Here is a 20369-nt window from a genome sequence, read left to right as displayed (position 1 = left end):
ATGAATTTAAGAAATATTTTAAAGCTTCCTCCTATTCTTGAAGTAAAAAACGTTTTATGTGTACAACCTCATCCAGATGATAATGAGATTGGTGCTGGTGGGTTTTTATCTATATTAAAAGAAAAGGGAGCAAAAATTACATTTGTAACTGTTACAGATGGGAGGAAAGGATTGCCTACAAGAGAAATTACCCATGATGAAATTGTAAAAATAAGGGATGCAGAAAAGAGAAAGGCTGGAGAAATTCTGGGAGTAACAGAATTTATAGACTTAGGCTTTGAAGATGGTGGAAATTACACGATAGATAGTCTTATAGAAAAATTGGTCAGAACCTTCAGAACCGTAAAGCCTGAATTGGTGTTAACAGTAGATGGATGGGCCCCATATGAAGCTCATCCCGACCATGAAAAGACAGGAAAAGGTGTAACAGCGGCCATTTTGGCTGCAAGAAACCTGTCTTTGCCTCATTTAGGAGAACCTTTTTCTGTCCCGCAAATAGCTTTTTATGCAACGCCATACCCCAACACTTATATAGATATTACCAATTATTGGGAGAATAAAATAGAAGCAATAAAAGCACATACAAGTCAATTTGATAACCCAAACTGGCCATTTATTTATGAGTTTTTCTATGAACAAGCAAAAGAGTGGTATAAAGAAGGGCTAGTAAAAGGAAAGTTAAAATCAGAGAAAAATACTTTAAATGAAGAGGGACTTGCGGAAGCATTCAAAGTCTTATCTATATGGGAATTGCATATGTTTCCTAATGCTATTTTCAGTTAGATTTTTGAGAAAGGAGATTAATATGACAACTTTAAAGAAGGTAGCCTATAGTTTTGGGAATTTCCCTATAGGGATAATGTTAGAAGCTTTCGGCACTTACGTTATGTTTTTCTATATTGATGTTTTGAAAGTAGACCCCAGCTTTATAAGCCTTGCTTTTGTCATACACGGTATAATTTTTGCAATTTTTAATCCTCTGATAGGGTATGTATCTGACAAAACAGAGACGCGATGGGGGAGAAGAAGACCTTATATTGCTTTTGGAATTGTTCCTTTGGCTTTAGTTTTTTATGTTATATGGAGTCCTTTTGTTTCAAAAGAGTTCCTGCCTGCTTACTTTCTCACAGTAATTATTTTGTTTGATTTTCTCTACGTGCTGGTTGGATTAAATTTGGCGGCACTTTTCCCAGAGATGTTTCCAAGCTTGGAAGAAAGAGCTCAAGTTTCAGCTTACAGGCAGATGTTTGGCATACTCGGATCAATTATAGGAGTAGTACTTCCACCTATTATTTATTCGAGATATGGTTGGAACGTATTGGGTATAATTTTTGGAACATTAATAGCTATAGGTTTTTTTATAGCTTTTTATGGCTGTGAAGAAAAAAAGAATATAAAGATACCTTCCATTCCCGTTTTAACTGCTTTTAAATACGTATTTTTGAATAAGGCTTTTTTACCTTTTGTAGTGGGAGGATTTTTTGCAAAATTTCTACTTACTTCCGTCCCTGCTGCTATACCGTTTTTTACTAAATACGTATTGAGAATTCCTGAAAAAGAAGTTTCTCTTCTACTTGGCAGTATATTTGTAACTGCTATTCCTATGATGCTGGTTTGGAGCAAAATAACTAAAAAATTTGGTTCGAGAAAGGCGATGTTTTTGTCTATTGGATTTTTAATACTCGTTTTCCCTGCATACTTTTTTGTAAATACTTTTGTTGAAACATTAATTGTCTCTGTAATTTTCGGAGCTTTGTTAGCTGGCGTTGTAATGCTTTTGGATGTTATGCTAGCAGAAGTGATAGATGAAGATACAAAAAATACGGGGATGAAAAGAGAAGGGATGTATACAGGAGTTTTTGGATTCATAATAAGGTTTGGATATTCACTGCAGGGAATTGTAATCGGAGGTATTTTAAAGTTATCAGGTTATATTCCAAATGTTTTAGAACAGCCTTCCTCTGCAATATTAGGTATTAGATTTTTAATAAGCGGAGTGCCTGTTATTGCTCTGTTAATAGCATTTATAAGTTTTTGGTTTTATCCAATAGGTAGAAAAGAAAATGCATAAAGAGGGTGAAACTTGTGAGCAAAATACACTTGGGGTTTGGATTTCATGTGAATTTGTACCATTCATATAGAAGTGATACGCCTGATGAGGCAGGTTTTGGTGGAGATATAAGAGTTATAAGAAAAATAATTGAAGTGTTAAACGAATACAATAAAAATGGCATACCTGTAAGAGGTACATGGGATATCGAGAACGCTTTTTCTTTGGAAAAGATTTTGCCTCAATATGCTCCCGATATAATTGAAAGTATAAAGAAGAGAGTAAAAGAGTATGGTGACGAAGTAATCTTGATGTCATATAATAACGGACTTTTAAGCGCAATGGAGGATGAAGAATTCGAAAAGTCTATTCTCTGGGCTATTTCAAATGAAAAAGGTTCAGGGTTAAAAGATATTTTTGGCACTTTTTCACCTGTTGTAAGACCTCAGGAGGTTATGTTTACTCCTTCTCATGTGCAACTTTATAGAAAACTTGGCATTGAAGCGGTAATTTTGTATTACAGTGCAGTTAATTTTGATGCATTTCGCACTTTTATTCCTTTGCTTCCTGAAAAATATGCCTATAATCCAATGTGGTATGAGTATCAAGGGGAGAAAATAGCGATAATTCCGGCTATAAATCACGGAGATTTATTTGAATTTGGGTCTTTAAGAGAGCTTATAAAAAGACTTCGCAAAAAGCAGTTAAAAGGAGAAATAGATAGAGATGTATTTGTGTTTATAAATATGGATGCAGATTCAGAGTTTTGGTATGGTTATAAATTACCTTCTTTACTTAAAAAAGCTCCTTTAGTCAATGGTATTAAAGGTTTAATAGAAGAGGTTAAAGATTTGGATTTTGTGGTATTTGACACGCCCTATAACTACTTAAAACACCACACACCTGAATATGTTGTGAGATTCTACCAGGATACAGCGGATGGAAGTTTTGACGGCTATTCTTCATGGTCAGAAAAGGCTATAAACCATCTGGCATGGACAAGATTGGAAAAGGCAAGGTTGATGAATGATGCTTTTAAAACTTTGATTACAATGCTTTCTGATAGTGTCAAACACAAAGCAGAAAATATATTAAAAAGAGTATTAGAAGAAAGAGTAAAATTACTTTCTACAACACACTTTGGCTTATCATCACCTCTTCTAAATAGAATCAGAGAAAATAAGGTTTTAGAAATATCAGAAGGAATTATAAAAGATTTGAAAGATGTAGAAAATTTAATGTATCCATTGCTGATTAAAGAGAATGCAGAAATATGGGAAAATACTGTACCTATCTATATATTTGATAAAGGCCAGCCTTATGTCCATTTTAGTTTAACTTTTAAAAAAGAAACTTTACAAGATTTTTCTAATTTAAAGATTTGTGACATCAGAGGAAATATTTTAAATGCTGGCTTTATTGATGAAGAACGATTTGAAAGTGGATATGTAAAGAAATTGAGAGTATTTATAGATCTATCAAATTTTAAAAAAGGTAATGCCTCTACATTAAGAAAATTGTTAATTTGTTTTGATAAAAGGGATAGCGAAACTTTAGAGGGGAACTTCAAAGAATTATATGTTAGTGAAGATGAGTTAAGAGGAGAGGAATTTAATGTTAAATTAAAGGGAAAAAAGATTGTAGAAGTGTTTTTTAGAGGTGAAAAAATTGGAGGAGAAGATTTTGTTGAAAATTTTATTACTTATAAACACCAAAGAGAAGTCAAAAAGTATAGATTCAGTCCTAATAGTGTGGAAATTTTTAAGCCGAGTGATAACAATTTTCTTGCAGGGTACAGAATTAAAGGAAGTATTGAATTGCCATTGCAAATAGAAAAAGGCTTTTATACTCAGGATATTTTCATTGTAAAAGGGATTCCTGCCTTGATAATGAGATTTGATATAAAGTATCCCTATACTCCAGAAAATAGTGAAATTTACAATGAAATTGCTGTTTTACAAAGGTATTACGATGAACACTGGATAGAAGTTGCACCATCTCAAATAAAACCTATTTTAGATGGAGAGATAAAAGTTTTGAAGCATAACTACCAAAATGACCTTATGAAATACTTGGTAGAAGATTTTGAGAAAGCAGATAAGCGAAATTCAGAAATTGATTCACTGAACAATCACATCACCAATGGATTTGTGGGTATTGAAGATAGTGAAAAGGGGATAGTAATATGTGCAAATCGCTTTACATTGAGTTCTCTGGCATTTTCGCCATTAAGGGTCAGGAAAGAAGAAGGTAAAAAAATTGTCTATTTAAATCCATTTGGCACATATTGGGGCAGACAGAAGTTTCATCCTACTTATGGGAATGGAAATGGGTATCAATTGACACTGAAGACTGCTGCCCATCTAAAGTCATTGGCACCTTCGTATAATGGTGTGAGAACGAGATATATTTTAGGAATTTTTCCTTATTTTAAGGAAGTAGATGAAGAATTATATAAAAAGTTGAAGGCTTTTTCTGATTCGGGATATGTAATAATTCCAGAAAATGAATACTGTTTCTTGAATTTAGAAGATAATGTTACTTTAAAGGAATATGTTTTAAATGAAAAGAAAAGTAGTAAAAAACTCACGACGCAGGATGTACCTATAATGCTTCTTTTAAAGGTTTTAATAAGGGGTATGTATTCAAAGATTAAGTATTAAAGATTACCTCCCTTATTTTTTTATGAAAAACTTTTTTGCCAAAACAGGATTTTTTAAAAAGATAAAGAACTTATTAAGGAATGAAGATTATGAGGAGGTAAGCTGTTATGGATAAAGTATTTATTGTTCCAGAACCTAAAAGATTTGTTTTTAATGGCAATTGGTTTTCATTTGATGGTTTTAATAACTTACCTGAATTTTTTAGAAAAGAGTTTAACATACCTCAAGGTAGTTGGGTTATTAAGAAGATAGATAGAGAAGGTACTGGTGTAAAAATAAAAGAAAGAGAGGTAGAGATTTGGGGGGAGGAGAAAGTCTCCTATGCTACAATTATACAGATTGTGATGCAGACAAAAAAGCGCCTTCCAGAAGTAGAGATAGAAGAGGAGTTTCATTTTCCATTTAGAGGGTATCATTTGGATATTGCTAGAGGTGGAGTGCCCAATTTAGATACTTTTAAAAAGATTTTAAGATGGTTGTTTTTACTGAAATACAACTATTTTGGCATTTATTTCGAAGACCTTTTTCCATGGCAGAAATACCCTCAGATTGGAAAATTAAGAGGTAGATTGTCAAGAGAAGAATTGGAAGAAATAATATCTTATGGGGAGAATTTAGGCATAGAAGTTTTTCCTTCTCTTGAGCTTTGCGGCCATATGGAAAATATATTATCTCTTCCCGAATTTACAAGGTTTAGTGAATGGCACAGACCCCAGGAAGGTACCATTAACGTTTTTGATGAAGAGGCGAGGGAGTTTACATATGACCTTTTAAGAGAAGTTGTAGAATTTTTCCCATCAGAGCACATTCACATTGGAGGAGATGAGACATGGGCTTTAGGTAGGGGTAAAAGTCTTGACAAAACAAATACTTTCAAGGGGCCAGAGCTTTTTGAACTTCATCACAGAAATTTAATAAATATAGTAAGGGATAAAGGCAAAACCCCTATAGTTTGGGGAGATATGCTGACAGGGATGTATCTAAGACCTGATGAAAGAGAAAAGTGGAAAGTAGTGCTTGAAAGTGAAATATGGGATGATGTAATTATTGCTAACTGGGATTATACAAACCTTTCTGAGAAGCACTTCCGTGAAAAAATAAATCTTTTTGGGAAAAGGAAGGAAAAGCAAATAGTATGTCCCGGTTTTTCTAACTGGGGAAGATTTTATCCAAGTTTTGACATAGCCATAACTAATATAACTAACTTTTTGAAACCTGCGAAAGAAGAAGGGGTAAAAGGTTTTTTAGTAACCTCATGGGGAGACGATGGAGCAGAAGCACTTTACAGCTTTTTAGATCCTTTGATACTTGCAAATATGGAAATTGCAGAAGGGAATGGAAATTGGGAGGAAAAGTGGATTGCACTTTCTGGAGAAAGGCATGAAGTGCTAGAGGTAAGAAAATTATTTGGAAATGACCTCTTTTCAATGACAATTAAGCATGTATTTTTAGGAACACCTACCTTTAGATATTATTCAGAGATTTTGAAAGATAATGTGCACAGGAGAGAAAAAAGTACAGGAGATTTGTGGCTGGACTATTACATGGGATTCATAAAAAACCTTAAAGATACTGAAGCTCTTTTGAAGGAATATGAAAAAATGTTAGAAAAAGTTTACAATGTAACGCTACCAGAGGATTTAGAAATGATAAGGGATATGTTAAGAATTGGAATAAAAAGGCTAAGAGGCGAAGTCAATTTTTCTGATTTTGTTGAATTTGGAAATAGATATGCAAGGCTGTGGCTTTCTGAGAGGAAAAAAGAGAATTTAGAAGTTGTAATTGTAAAAATTTATGGGGCTGCTGGAAGAGCTGACTTGAGGATTTTCTAAAAATTTTTCACAAATTAGAAGGAATTTTTGAGTATGTGTCGAATATAATAAAAAAGATGTTAATTAAAATAATAAATAAACCTTTCACATAAAACAAAATTTGTTGAGGGTATATTGTAGTGCATTAGAAGTTACGTTTTTATTGTAACTGCTATTGTTGACATACCAGGCGCTTTTCTTTTGAAGACTTAATTAAAAAATATAATAAAGTCTGTGAGGGAAAGAAAATGACTCAAAAAGATGCAGCATTTCACATTGAAAGGCTTTTAAAATTTGCGCTAAAAAAAGGGCTAATAGAAGAGCTTGATGTAATTCCAAGTCGAAATGCTCTTATGGATTTGTTCAAAATAGAAAAACCTTATGAGGGTGAAGTTCCTGAGGAGGAATTAGACACCCCCTCTCCTATTTTAAATAAATTGCTCGATTATGGAGTAGAGATAGGACTTATTGAAGATACTGTCACCTATAGAGATTTAATGGATGCAAGGATTATGGGGCTTTTAATGCCAAGGGAATCAGAAGTTGTAAGAAAGTTCAATGAAATTGCATCAAAAGATGGGATTGAAAAAGCTACAGAATATTTTTATGAGCTTTCTAAAGCTTCTAATTATATACGTATGGACAGGACTTCACAGAATTTATACTGGCGCACTCCCACTGAATATGGGGCTTTAGAGATTACAATAAATCTTTCAAAGCCGGAAAAAGACCCAAAAGAGATAGAGAAAGCCAAGAAAATTCCCCAATCAGGATATCCAAAGTGCCTTCTGTGTATCGAAAATGTAGGTTTTGCTGGAAATTTAAATCATCCTGCAAGACAAAACTTAAGGATAATACCCGTAAAAGTTGCGGGAGAGCAATGGTATTTCCAGTATTCCCCCTATGTCTACTACAATGAGCACTGCATCCTCCTACACGAAGAGCATATACCTATGAAAATTTCAGAAAAAACTTTTGTGAGGCTTTTTGACTTTATTGACCAATTTCCCCATTATTTCATGGGATCCAATGCAGATTTGCCAATTGTAGGCGGGTCAATTTTAGTCCATGAGCATTTTCAAGGGGGAAGGCATACCTTTCCAATGGAGGAAGCGCCTATAGAGGAATATTTTATACATCCTAAATATAAAGAAGTGAAAGCAGGGATATTAAAATGGCCCATGTCAGTTATTCGCCTATCAAGTAAAGATAGAGAAAAACTGACAAAGCTCTCTTCCCATATATTGAATGTGTGGAAGGGCTACAGTGATGAATCTGTAGATGTATTGGCATACTCAGAAAAGGATGGGAAGATTGTCCCTCACAATACAATCACGCCAATTGCCAGATTCAATAAAGAAGGAGAATATGAAATTGACTTGGTCCTAAGAAATAACAGGACAACTGATAAATACCCTTACGGAATTTTTCACCCTCATGAGGAACTTCATCATATAAAGAAAGAAAATATTGGCCTCATAGAAGTCATGGGGCTGGCAGTTTTACCAGGAAGGTTGAAATTTGAATTGGAGGAAATTAGAAAAATTTTAACTGGGAAAGAGAAGTTTAATAAAGATATGTATGATGAAAATCATCCATTGTACAAACACCTTCATTGGATTGAAGAATTGATTGTCAAATATGGGACTCATTGCACTGAAGAGGAAGCCGAAAATTATATAAAACAGGAAGTTGGAAATAAATTTTTGCAGGTTCTTCTGGATGCAGGAGTTTTTAAGAGAGACGAAAAAGGCAAAAAAGCCTTTGAAAAATTTATGGAAACAGCAGGATTTAAAAAATTATCATGAAAGGAGACGAAAGATGGAAATAGCAGTGGTAGAAGCTTTAGAAAAATTTTATGGCAAGAGTGACAGAGAAATAAGGCTTTTTTACTCGCCAGGAAGAGTGAATCTAATTGGAGAGCACACGGATTATAACGGAGGCTATGTATTTCCATGTGCTCTTGATTTTGGAACTTATGCTGCTATAAGAAAAAGAGATGACAAAAAAGTATTTATGGCTTCATTAAATTTTGATTTAAAGGTAGAGGTGGATTTGGACTCGATTTTCTACGATAAAGAGCATGACTGGGCAAATTATCCTAAAGGGGTTTTAAAGATATTGCAGGAGGAAGGGTATGAATTTTCTGGGTTTGAAATTGTATTTGGGGGTAATATCCCGGTTGGTGCAGGCCTTTCCTCGTCAGCTTCAATAGAAATGGTTACAGCTGTTGCAGTCAATGAAGTTTTCAATTTAAACATTGACAGGATAAATCTTGTAAAGCTTTGTCAGAGGGCAGAAAATACGTTTGTGGGGGTAAACTGCGGTATAATGGACCAATTTGCCGTTGGAATGGGTAAAAAAGGCCATGCAATCCTCTTGAAAAGTGATACTTTGGAATACTCGTATGTGCCCTTAAATCTTGAAGGCTACAAAATTTTGATTACAAATACAAATAAAAAAAGAGGACTTTTAGACTCAAAATACAATGAAAGAAGAAGTGAATGTGAGAAAGCTCTTACTTATCTCAAGAAAGCTTTGCCTGTAAAAAATTTATCTGAAGTTACAGTTGAACGGTTTGAAGAGTATAAAGATTTGATACCTGATGAGGTCTTGAGAAAAAGGGCAAGGCATGTCATAACAGAGAATAAAAGAGTTTTAGATGCAGTAAAAGCCTTAAATGATAATGATATAGTCAAATTTGGTAAATTGATGATAGAGTCGCATAATTCGTTAAGAAATGACTTTGAAGTTACAGGGAAAGAACTGGACACACTGGTAGAAGAAGCGCTAAAATTAAAGGGAGTAGTGGGCTCTCGAATGACTGGAGCAGGATTTGGAGGGTGCACAGTAAGCATTGTAAAAGAAGACGCAGTGGAAGAATTCATAGAGGTAGTGACACGCAATTACACGCAGAAAATAGGATATGCTCCAACAGTCTATGTCACAGGAGTAGGTGAGGGAGCAGGAGAAGTTGAATATTTGAGGAGGTAATGAAATGGCGATTCTGGTTTGTGGTGGAGCAGGTTATATTGGAAGTCATGCAGTTTATGCTTTATTAAAAAGGAATGAGGAAGTAGTTGTGGTAGACAACCTCGCCACAGGGCACAGTGAATCTGTTTTAGGAGGAAAATTATACATAGGAGATTTAAGGGATGAAGATTTTTTAGACAAAGTTTTTTCAGAAAATGATATTGAGGCTGTAATGCACTTTGCAGCTTCTTCACTTGTTGGAGAAAGCGTTGAAAATCCCTTTAAGTACTATGAGAACAATGTATGCGGGACTTTATCTCTTCTAAAGGCTATGAAAAAACATGGTGTCAAAAAAATTGTATTTTCTTCAACTGCAGCAGTGTACGGTGAACCTGAGAGAATTCCAATAGAGGAAGAGGACAGGACCGAACCTACGAATCCTTATGGGGAGACAAAGCTCGCTATTGAAAAGATGTTAAAATGGGCGGATGCCGCTTATGGGATTAAGTACGTGGCGCTTCGTTATTTTAATGTCGCGGGAGCTCTTGAAACAGGTGAAATTGGAGAAGACCATTCTCCTGAGACACACCTTATTCCCATTATACTCCAGGTAGCTTTGGGGAAAAGAGATAAAGTAATGATTTATGGAGATGACTACCCTACAAAAGACGGCACACCTATAAGAGATTATATACATGTCATGGACTTAGTAGATGCACACATTTTGGCTTTGGAGAAGTTAAGAAAAGAAAATAAAAGCGAAGTTTACAATCTAGGTAATGGGGAAGGCTTTACTGTAAAAGAAGTCATAGAGGTTGCGAGGAAAGTGACAGGACATCCTATTCCAGCAGAAGTTACAGGAAGGCGCCCAGGAGACCCTGCAGTTTTAGTTGCATCTTCCGAAAAAGCGATGAAAGATCTGGGGTGGAGGCCTAAATATGCTTCTTTAGAAGAGATAATTAAAAGTGCCTGGATGTGGCATAAAAACCATCCAAATGGCTTTAAAAGGGATTGAAGGAAGGGATGGAAATGGAAAATTTAATACCAGTAAGTTACAAGCTACTAAAAGGAATGAATGAGTCTGTCATATTAAATATTATACGAAAAATGGGGCCGATTTCCCGAGCAGATATTGCAAAGGAGACTAATTTAACTCCTCCAACTGTTACAAATATTGTAAATAAACTTCTGGCAGATAATGTGGTGATAGAGTACAAGGTTGGGGAATCCAGTGGAGGGAGGCCTCCAATACTTATTAAATTAAACCCGGATTTCATGAATATTATTGTAATTCACATAAGCACTTACACTTTGCACCAGTATACTCTTGATGCAGAGCTTAACACAAAGAAGAGCGAAAAACACTCAATAAAAGGGCTAAAAAAAGAAGAAGTCTTAGATTTACTATTGTCTACATTAGAGAAAGCGATAAAAGAGGCGCCTCAAAATGTTTCAGGGATAGGGATTGTGGTAAGAGGTCCTGTAAAGATGAAAGAAGGTATATCAGTTTTTGCGCCCAATATAGGTTGGAGAAATATGCCATTAAAGTCAATTGTAGAAGAGAAATTTGGAATACCTACCTATATTGTAAATGACGTGAGAGCAATGGCTTTAGGGGAATTTCATATGGGGAAGGCAAAAGATGTGGTGAACATGATATTTTTAAAAGTCGGTTACGGAATAGGTTCTGCAATTCTCATAAACGGCAGGATATACACTGGCGCCAGTGACAGTGCAGGTGAAATAGGGCATACGACAATTGACGTAGCAGGACCTCAGTGCAGCTGCGGCAATTATGGCTGCTTTGAAGCTTTGGCGTCTGAAAAGGCGTTGGTCAATTTTGTTGTAAAAGCGATCAAAGAAGGAACGGATTCTATTGTGTACCAAATGGCAGAGGGAATGCTGGATAGTGTTACTCCTGAAATGATATATGAAGCTGCCAAATTAAACGATGACTTGGCTGTATCTACATTGAGGATAATAGGGAGATACTTAGGCATAGGCATAGCAAATATAATAAATACATTTAACCCTGAATTAATACTTATAGGAGGTGGAATTGTACAGGGACGCGAGTTCTTTGAAGACATAATGAGAGAAACAGCCAAAAAGAGGGCTTTTGAAAGTGCTTTTAATGCGTGTTCTATAGCTTTTTCTGAGCTTGGGCCCAACGCTACGCTAATAGGAGCTGCTAATCTTGTGATGGACGAAGTACTATGAAAGCACTGTAACAGGAAGGAGGAGGAATATGTCAGTAAAAATTGAAAAAATAAACTTTTCTGGATGGGAGAACAGCATAAGACTTTCAAATGGCATTATTGATGTTGTGGCGACTACAGATATAGGGCCCAGAATCGTGAGATTTGGATTTGAGGAAGATGCAAACGAGTTTAATCTGGATCCCAAAACTCTCGGATTAAAAGGAGGGGATGAATTCAGGTTTTACGGCGGCCACAGGCTATGGCACAGTCCTGAAGACAGAAAGAGGACTTATATACCAGATAATGACCCTGTTGATTGGCATGAAATAGAAAACGGGATAAGGCTTATTCAGAAGCCTGAAAAATGGGTAAACACACAGAAGGAAATTGACATAGTTTTAAATCCGAATGAGAACAAAGTAAGGCTTGTACACAGGATAACTAATCTTGGAGCATGGCCTATTGAGCTTTCAGCATGGACAATAACAGTACTTGCACCTGAGGGCATCGAAATAATTCCTCAACCAAATAAAGACACAGATTTACTTCCAAATAGGCAAATTGTACTTTGGCCTTATTCTAAAATGAATGATAAAAGGGTGTATTGGGGAGAAAAATATATTGCACTGAAACAAGATCCTAATAACAGAAAACCTTTTAAGTTAGGAATTAATAACCAAGAAGGTTGGGCTGCTTACGTAAGAGGGGGACACCTTTTCATAAAAAGATATTATCCGAAGGAGAATGCAACATATCCTGACTTTGGTGTGTCTTTTGAAACATACACAAACGACTGGATGCTTGAAATAGAGACATTAAGTCCTTTAACAAAACTACAGCCCGGTGAAACAGTTGAACACATTGAAGAATGGGAGCTTTACGATGGAGTATATGTAAAGGAAATAGATGAGAACATATTTGATGATATTGCGAAGAAGTATTGCAGAAGATAGGAATGTGTAAAACAAAATATTACAAAATAAACAAATAAGAAGAGGGAACAGCTCTTGTAGAATCTGTTCCCTCTTTTTCAATCAATGGGCAGAGTGGTCTTGACGCGAAAACCTCGGGTAATAATGGCTAAATAAATGAAACCTAATATGAGCCATGCAAATCCTAATTCTTTGGCAAGCTTATCTAATCCCCACCATACGGCAGCAGTAATAATAAAGCCAATAGCTGGCATAATTACGGCTAATGGTCTCTTTTCTTTTGCTAAAAAGATGTATCCTAAAGAGAGATGCATTGCGATGAAAGAAGTAAGAGCACCAAAGTTTACTAATGAAGTGATATCTTTTAAGGTCAAGAGATAGATTAAAGGCCCGGTTATAAGGGCGACAAATATTGTAGCTACATATGGAGTTTTATACTGGGGGTGAATGCGCGCAAAAATTTTTGGAAGATGGCCTTGACGCCCCATGGAGAAAAGGACTCTTGATATACCTGCTTGAGCAGCCATAGTATCTCCTATTCCCCAGGCTAGCACGGTACCCAACACGGCAAGCATCTGAAGCCAGTTTCCGCCTACCTCTTTTGTGATTTCAAAGAAGGCCACGTCTGGATCTGCAAATTTATACCCTGGGTGTACCACCGCGCCTAAATAGGTCTGCAACACAAACATTAATGCGACTAAAGGAATTACTATTCGAACGGCTCGAGATACGTTTTTTCTGGCTTCTACTGTTTCTTCTGCGAGGGTGGTCATGATGTCAAATCCTAAGAAGCTTAAAACGGCAATAGAAGTTCCTGCTAAGACTGCGTGAAGGCTGAAGTCACTAGGATTGTAAAATGGAGCTAAATTAAAACTTAAGCCAGGTGTAGAAGCGATTTTGTATATTGCTACTGCAATGAATACTATGAGGACAAAAAGTTCAAAAACAAATAGTATCCATGCGGCGCGGGAAGTAAGCTGAATACCCAAAACGTTCATAAAAGTGGCTAGCACTATAAAGAGCAAAGCCCACCATATCATGCTTATAGAAGTCAAAGCTTCTAGCCAAAGGGCTGAAACCATTATGACAAGTGCTGGAACTAAGATGTAATCTAGAAGAATTGACCATCCTGCTAGAAAACCTGCGTGGAATCCGACAGATTCGCGCACATAAGCATAAACAGAACCTGCTTCTGGGTACCTTAAGGCAAATTGAGCATATCCCCAAGCAGTGAAGTACATGGCTATAGCAGCAAGTGTATACGCCAATGGCACATGCCCGTGACTGACAACTGCTATTACACCGTAAATCCCCATGGGCGCAATAGGCACCATAGTCATAATTGCAAATGCTACTAGGTCCCATGTACCCAGTACTCGCTTTAATTCTTCTTTGTTTCTCTCTTCAACCATTTTCTTTCCCCTCCCTCGTGTTTTCAGGTTTATTTCATGCTTAGTTAAAGGAGAGTATAATATCTCAAAAGGCAATTTTCAAGTTTAAAACTTTGAATTATTAAAATTTTTTAGTCAGGCTATGTATGGTGGGGAGAATTATTATAAGAGAGTTTTTGACAAAAGTGTATCACATTCTATCAATTTATGTACAATTTTGAGCAAAAATATCGAGAAAAAATATAAAGCAGCAAGAAGGAGTTTTAAATTTTTCGGCGAAATATTATACTTAAAGGGATATTACTTTAAAGTTTAAAATTCTAAAGGGGGATTTTAGAAAAAATTTTGTGGGGGTTGTCAGCTTACTCTTAAAAAATTAGATAAAAATGGGGGGGAACCTTATGGTAGAGAGTTCAGGTGCAAAGGGTGTCTTGAGGAAAAAGCTGCCCGAGCATGCCATGGAACTTGCGCAGGAGGAAAAATACCGCCTCAAGAGAGAGCTTGGCTGGTTTGAGCTGATGCTCTTCGTTTTGGGAGCTACAATTGGGGCGGGAATTTTTGTACTGCCAGGTGTTGCTGCTGCTAAATTTGCAGGACCTGCTATAATGATTTCTTACGCTTTGGGTGGAATAGTGACTATTGCAGTGGCTCTGGCGTATACAGAGTTTGCTTCCATGGTGCCAGTGGCAGGAAGTGCTTACACTTATTCTTATGTTGCACTAGGGGAAATATTTGCCTGGATTGTCGGATGGGACTTGATATTTGAGTTTACTATGATTGCGTCTACGGTTGCAGTTGGATGGGGAGGATATTTTAATTCTTTCTTGGAGACGGTTTTTGGGATTACTTTACCTCAGGCGATTTCCCACGACATAACTCACGGTGGGATAGTGAACTTACCGGCAATTTTAGGACTTTTGATTGTTGCATGGATTGCTCTCACAGGAATTAGGGCTTCTGGTATAGCAAATGCCTTATTTACTACGGCAAAGGTATTTGCTATCTTGTTTGTGCTAACTGTTGGAGTATTCCACATCAAATTGGAGAACTGGACTACTCCGTTTGCTCCTTATGGTCTTGCAGGTATTATGACTGGAGCGGCACTGACCTTCTTTGCATATACTGGATTTGACGGAATAACATCTCTTCTTGAAGAGGTAAAAAGACCTGAGAGGGACATACCTATAGCTTTGATAGGTGGAATAAGCCTGTGCGCTCTCTTCTATGTGGCAATGTCTGCCGTTATCACTGGAATGGTACACTGGACAAAACTCGATGTTCCAAACCCGGCTGCATTTGTGCTAATGCAGGTAGGGATTCCATGGGGCGGAGCGCTCATATCAATAAGCGTGCTATTTGGACTCATCGCTACCATGCTGGGCAACTCTTTGAGTGCTAGCCGCATACTCTTTGCTATGGGGCGCGATGGATTGCTGCCTGAATGGTTTGCTTTTGTGCATCCTACTCGCAGAGTTCCAAGAAATGCTGCTTATGTGATTTATACAGCTGCCATAATATTTGCAGGTTTTCTCTCAATAAGCGAACTGGCAGAGCTTGCTAATATAGGGGGCCTCACTGCCTTTACACTAGTTACCATAAGCGTAATGGTGATGAGGTATACAGATCCAGAGAGGAAGAGGATATTCAAGGTTCCAGCTATATGGGTGATTGGACCTATTGGAATAATCGGTTCTCTTGCGTTAATTGCAAGCCTTCCTGTTGTGACGTTTATAAGATTCACTGTGTGGCTTATAATAGGCCTTATCATCTACTTTAGCTATGGATACAAGCATTCCAAGGAAGGTACAGGATACTATATTGGGAAAGAGAATCAAAAGTAAAAGCAAAGGGAAGCCCAACAAAGCGGGCTTCCCTTTTTAGTATATAAATGCCATTTTTTCTTTTTCAAATCTTTTCGCTACAAGAAAAGAGAAAAGAAAGAGCAGAAGGAAAAGTAAGAAGATCAGCAAAATGCTTTCTGACCTTTTGAAGCTTATGTAAAGCCCAAATAAAAGGCCAAAGAAAAGCGTATAGCTTATTGTAAAAGCCATTGATGTACCTGCCACAGAAAGTCCAACAGCGCACAGAAAAAGGGTGAGGGAAATTATTATAAAAAAACCTAAAAACAGTGGTGCCCAAGGTAGAGGAACTAATCCCCATGTAGGATTTAACTTGTATCCTGTTAGAAAGCTTATTAGTATTGCAATATAAGATATACTTCCAAGGAGCAAAGATGCAAAGCTTTTTCCTATCCACACCTCGTGAGGAGATACGCCAAAAGATAGCATAAGCCTAATCCAGCCGGATTGTCTTTCCCTTAAAGCTGCCCCTTCCCAGAAAAGAGTCGCCAGATAGAGAGCCATACCAGAAGAGAGCATTTTCCACAGAGTTTCAAAGTCAGGGTATATTTTTTCTCCCTTTGCTCCTGCATAAAACCCAATGAGTATCAGGAGAAAAACCTGAAAGATAGAAGAAAATCTTCTTATTTCAGAAGAGAGGGTGGTTGAAAAGACAAATTTTAATGCATCAGCCCTTATTTTCACCTCATACACTCCCTCATATTTAGTCTTCAGGCGCATACTGACTGTACAGACTTTTTAATTTTTCTAGCGATGAGTAGTCTTGTTTTGCGATAGATTTTTTAATCTTCCCTTCATGAAGTATGTATATTCTATCGGCTATATCATATACAGGTTCTGGAGTTTTAGAAGTAATTATAAAAGAGGTGTGAGGGAAGTTTTTTATTATATTTTCCAAATCGAAATTTAAGCTATTTGCCCATGGGTCATCTAGGATTATAAGTTTGGCTTTTTCAGTCAAGGCGAAAAAGAGATTAAGTTTTGCCCTTTCTTCTTCACTTAGTTTTCCTACAGTGGTATTTTTCATATTTGAAATATCCAGTGCGGCAAATATGTGTTGAGAATTTTCTTCACCCCAGAGTTGTTTTTTAAAATTTATTACCTGTTTGACTCTCCAGTGGAGGGGAAAAGAGTTTTTTTCATAATAAACGCTTGCTTGACCCAAAAGAGAAGAAGAATTAGTGTAAGGGTCAGTTCCTAAAACAGACACAGAGCCTGCATCCGGTTTTAAGATTCCCAGAATTATTTCTACAAGAGCTGTTTTTCCAGATTTTTTTGGTCCAAGTATACATACTTTTTCTCCTTCTTTTACTTCAAAATTTATATCCTCCAGTGTTAGCCTTCTTCCAAGCTTTTTAGTAACATTTTCTAGTTTTACTATTTCTTCTGCTATCATCTTCTTTCTCTCCTCAGAATCTTATGCCGTAGGATTCCAGTATCCAGTTGGGGAGGCTAAAACGAGCTGTTTTTAGTGGGTCAACCACCTGTGATATTTGTGCATTTCCTGTTATGCTAAAGAGAGTGGCTATTCCTTCGGTAGAAAGGTCTGTGTGCTTTTTAAAAAGTTCTGCCATATCGTGTACGGCTATTTCCACTGCTTTGTCTAAAGATTCGGCTGAAGCTATAGTAGCTGTTACTTCAGCAGTTTTCACAACAGGATTTTTGAGATTCAATCCCTTTATGACTTCCACTTCTAAAAGCACTTTTCCAGCAACTTCTACGCCTGAAACGCCTACTTCTCCATCTCCCATTAAAGCGTGTAAGTCCCCTAGAGCAAGCAAAGCTCCTTCTACAAATACAGGAAAGTAGACTTCTGCTCCTTCTGCTATTAAAGTGGTGTCCATGTTTCCACCGTGGGACCCTGGCGTTCCGCAGTTAATGCTTCCTTCCTTTGGGGCAACTCCTATTACTCCTATCATTGGCTTTACAGGAAGAGCTAGTTTTTCATTAAATATTACCTTTCCATCCTTTATATCTACTACTTTGGAATACAGGCCTTCCATTAAATTTCCCAATACGCCTAGACCTTTTCCTGTTGCCAGAACGCCTTTTTCTGCTACTTCAATTTTCTTGATTTTAACTTTAAGTACATCTCCTTCTTTTGCGCCTTCCACAAAAATTGGACCTGTGGCGGGGTTTACTCTGTTCCAGTCCATCTCATCGAGTTTGTCCTCATTAGATTGAATTTGATTGGAGAAGCAGTCCATTGTTTCAACTTCTAATTCATCTCCGCTCTTCACGGAAATGGCAGGCTTATTTTCCTTAGAAAAGGCAAATATGTGATGGTCTGCCGAAAGGCTGTACTTCATTTAAATCCCCCCTCAACAATTGTATTAACAATATTATACCCTGTAAAATAAAATTTTTCTACATTGTGCTTTTCCTTTTGACTTTAAGCTTTTAATTTTTGAAAGTTAGTTATATAATAAAGGTAAAGTTAAATTAAACTGCGGAGGGATGAAAATATGAAATTCTTTCTTGACACTGCAAATATAGAGGAGATAAAAGAGGCTTATTCTCTAGGAGTGATATCTGGGGTTACTACAAATCCGTCGCTTGTTGCCAAAGAGGGAAGGGATTTTAAAGAAGTAATAAGGGAGATAGCAGAGATTGTGGACGGGCCCATAAGCGCAGAGGTTATAAGCGATGACCATGAAGGGATGGTGAAAGAAGCAAGAGAGCTTGCAAAGATACATAAAAACATAGTCATAAAAATACCCATGACGGCAGAGGGCCTGAAAGCTGTTAACATCCTTTCTAAAGAAGGAATTAAGACAAATGTGACATTGATTTTTTCAGCAAATCAGGCGCTTCTCGCAGCTCGCGCTGGTGCTACCTATGTGAGTCCATTTGTAGGGAGACTGGACGACATAAATACGGATGGGATGCAGATAATTGAGGATATAGTAACTATATTCACAAACTATGATATACAGGCAGAAATAATAACTGCCAGCGTGAGACATCCTATACACGTTTTAGAGGCAGCAAAACTGGGAGCCCATATTGCTACAGTTCCTTACAAAGTGCTCATGCAGATGATTAAGCATCCTCTCACAGATATAGGAATTGAAAGATTCAAAGAGGACTGGAAAAAAGCAGGATTGAAGATATGAATAAAAGGGCAGGGGAAAATCTCCCTGCCTTTTTAGTTATTTATAAGGCGGTGAGAGAATATAGTTTATTATGAGGTGATATGATGTGAAAAAGGCCTTTACCTGGTTTTTATACCTTTTGATTTTTTTGTTTTTAGCCTACTGGCCTTTTTATATGAATTCTCAAAAAAAGGCGGAATTAGAAGAGAGAAAGATAGAAGAAAGTTTCAAAGGCATAATAACCTTTTGGGATTTTCCTCACCCTTTTGATGAGGATACATCAGGATTTGAATTTATAAAAAAGAAGATACAGGCTTTCCAGAATAAATATCCTGGTGTTGTGATAGATTTTGAGCCTATTTCAGAGGGGGATGGAATAGAAAGGTTAAAAGAGGCCTTTTCAAAAGGAGTTCTTCCGGATGTATTTCCAGTTAATCTGGAGCTTGTGCGGTTATACAAGGATTTTTTACAACCTATTACAAATTTTGTATCAAAAGAAGAGAAAAGTGAATACAATGAAGAGGTATTAAAAGCCCTGTCTTTAAAAGAAGACATATACGGACTGCCTTTGGGTATGTACACAAATGTGATTTTTATAAACAGAGAAATATTTGAAGATAAGGAGATAAGCCTGCCTGAAAAAGGATATTGGAATTATGAAGAATTTTTAAATGGTATGATAAAGGTCACAGAAAAGGATGATAAAAAACCTGTATTTGGATTGGGTATACCGCTTTTTAATGGCAGTTACAGCCTTTGGGGCTTTTTGATGCTAGACGGAGGAAAAGTTTATGACAAGGGCAAATACGCTTTTTTTGGACCACAGGCGATTTCCTCACTTCAAAAAGTGCTTGACATGGCTGGAAGATACAGTGTGATAAATCCAGTTTCACTGGAAGGAGATAGAAAAAAACTGTGGGATGAGTTTACTCTATATAAAAATACAGCTGCATTAGTGGAAGAAAGTTATAAAATTGCTGAGCTTAGCAATCTGTTTAAAAAGGGCAAATTATTTGAGTTTGATGTGGCTTTTTATCCTACGGGAGAAAGTGGCATACCTCTGACAATTTCTCCAAAAGTGTACGGGTATGGCATAAAAAAAGACAAAGATTTAAAGAAGTTAGAGATGGAATATAGGCTTATAAAATTTATTGTACAAGATCAAGAAGGAGTATTAAAATTAGGGTATGTACCTACAAAAAAGGGAATAGAGATTGGCGAGGAGAAGATGAAAAAAATTGAAGAGGCGGTGAAATACACAGAACTGCCTCCCCTATGGGATAAGTGGGAGAAGGTCAATAACCTCGTTATTGAAAGAGTAAAGGAAGGGATTAAGGAAGGAAAGAGCGCTTATGAGGTCATTGAGGGGATAAAAAAAGAAGTAGGCGAGTGAG

At 36.8% G+C, this 20369-nt stretch carries 16 protein-coding genes; 12 read left to right on the top strand and 4 right to left on the bottom strand.

The window, feature by feature from the left end:
* The 9 genes from TTE_RS09260 to TTE_RS09220 all read left to right on the top strand — a co-directional run bounded on the left by TTE_RS09260 (position 1) and on the right by TTE_RS09220 (position 12651).
* Positions 1-783, top strand: coding sequence for a PIG-L deacetylase family protein (locus TTE_RS09260; RefSeq protein ID WP_009609969.1), 783 nt, complete (start codon positions 1-3; stop codon positions 781-783).
* Between the two features lie 22 nt (positions 784-805).
* Positions 806-2071: an MFS transporter gene (locus TTE_RS09255; protein WP_157858519.1), complete on the top strand. Its 1266-nt coding sequence runs from the start codon at positions 806-808 to the stop codon at positions 2069-2071.
* Positions 2072-2085: 14 nt separating this feature from the next.
* The gene (locus TTE_RS09250; protein WP_009609955.1) at positions 2086-4713 is read left to right on the top strand and encodes a glycosyl hydrolase family 57; all 2628 of its coding nucleotides are present in this window, start codon (positions 2086-2088) and stop codon (positions 4711-4713) included.
* Between the two features lie 107 nt (positions 4714-4820).
* Positions 4821-6545: a beta-N-acetylhexosaminidase gene (locus TTE_RS09245; RefSeq protein WP_011026078.1), complete on the top strand. Its 1725-nt coding sequence runs from the start codon at positions 4821-4823 to the stop codon at positions 6543-6545.
* Between the two features lie 227 nt (positions 6546-6772).
* Positions 6773-8332, top strand: coding sequence for a UDP-glucose--hexose-1-phosphate uridylyltransferase (gene galT, locus TTE_RS09240; RefSeq protein WP_009609960.1), 1560 nt, complete (start codon positions 6773-6775; stop codon positions 8330-8332).
* Between the two features lie 13 nt (positions 8333-8345).
* On the top strand, positions 8346-9518 hold the full coding sequence (locus TTE_RS09235) for a galactokinase (protein ID WP_011026077.1): 1173 nt from the start codon (positions 8346-8348) through the stop codon (positions 9516-9518).
* A 4-nt stretch (positions 9519-9522) separates the two neighbouring features.
* Positions 9523-10512 (top strand): UDP-glucose 4-epimerase GalE, encoded by a 990-nt coding sequence (galE, locus tag TTE_RS09230; RefSeq protein WP_011026076.1) that lies wholly within the window; start codon positions 9523-9525, stop codon positions 10510-10512.
* Between the two features lie 14 nt (positions 10513-10526).
* Entirely contained in the window at positions 10527-11717 is a 1191-nt protein-coding gene (locus tag TTE_RS09225; protein ID WP_011026075.1) for an ROK family transcriptional regulator, read from the top strand.
* Between the two features lie 28 nt (positions 11718-11745).
* Positions 11746-12651: a hypothetical protein gene (locus TTE_RS09220; protein WP_011026074.1), complete on the top strand. Its 906-nt coding sequence runs from the start codon at positions 11746-11748 to the stop codon at positions 12649-12651.
* A gap of 77 nt (positions 12652-12728) precedes the next feature.
* Here TTE_RS09220 and TTE_RS09215 read toward each other — a convergent pair whose 3' ends face one another.
* Positions 12729-14042: an APC family permease gene (locus TTE_RS09215; RefSeq protein ID WP_011026073.1), complete on the bottom strand. Its 1314-nt coding sequence runs from the start codon at positions 14040-14042 to the stop codon at positions 12729-12731.
* A 380-nt stretch (positions 14043-14422) separates the two neighbouring features.
* On the opposite strand from TTE_RS09215, the gene TTE_RS09210 reads away from it, so the two are divergent.
* Entirely contained in the window at positions 14423-15862 is a 1440-nt protein-coding gene (locus tag TTE_RS09210; protein WP_011026072.1) for an amino acid permease, read from the top strand.
* 36 nt (positions 15863-15898) lie between these two features.
* Here TTE_RS09210 and TTE_RS09205 read toward each other — a convergent pair whose 3' ends face one another.
* The 3 genes from TTE_RS09205 to TTE_RS09195 are packed head-to-tail and all read right to left on the bottom strand — an operon-like array spanning position 15899 to position 18189.
* Positions 15899-16564, bottom strand: a complete 666-nt coding sequence (locus tag TTE_RS09205) for a hypothetical protein (protein WP_041587188.1) — start codon at positions 16562-16564, stop codon at positions 15899-15901.
* Positions 16565-16583: 19 nt separating this feature from the next.
* The gene (locus TTE_RS09200; RefSeq protein ID WP_011026070.1) at positions 16584-17276 is read right to left on the bottom strand and encodes an ATP-binding cassette domain-containing protein; all 693 of its coding nucleotides are present in this window, start codon (positions 17274-17276) and stop codon (positions 16584-16586) included.
* A gap of 13 nt (positions 17277-17289) precedes the next feature.
* On the bottom strand, positions 17290-18189 hold the full coding sequence (locus TTE_RS09195; RefSeq protein WP_011026069.1) for an acetamidase/formamidase family protein: 900 nt from the start codon (positions 18187-18189) through the stop codon (positions 17290-17292).
* 156 nt (positions 18190-18345) lie between these two features.
* Between TTE_RS09195 and fsa the strand changes: the two genes are divergently transcribed.
* Together fsa and TTE_RS09185 are read left to right on the top strand one after the other, a co-directional pair.
* Positions 18346-18996 carry a fructose-6-phosphate aldolase gene (fsa, locus tag TTE_RS09190; protein ID WP_009610592.1) on the top strand — a complete coding sequence of 217 codons (651 nt, stop codon included), beginning with the start codon at positions 18346-18348 and terminating at the stop codon, positions 18994-18996.
* A gap of 85 nt (positions 18997-19081) precedes the next feature.
* Positions 19082-20368, top strand: coding sequence for an ABC transporter substrate-binding protein (locus TTE_RS09185; RefSeq protein WP_009610590.1), 1287 nt, complete (start codon positions 19082-19084; stop codon positions 20366-20368).
* The last annotated feature ends 1 nt before the right edge of the window (position 20369 follow it).

This window comes from Caldanaerobacter subterraneus subsp. tengcongensis MB4, assembly GCF_000007085.1.
In the GTDB taxonomy this organism is placed as follows: domain Bacteria; phylum Bacillota; class Thermoanaerobacteria; order Thermoanaerobacterales; family Thermoanaerobacteraceae; genus Thermoanaerobacter; species Thermoanaerobacter subterraneus.
The sequence above is the reverse complement of the archived record's forward strand: the minus strand, read 5'-3'. Positions and strand labels throughout refer to the sequence as shown.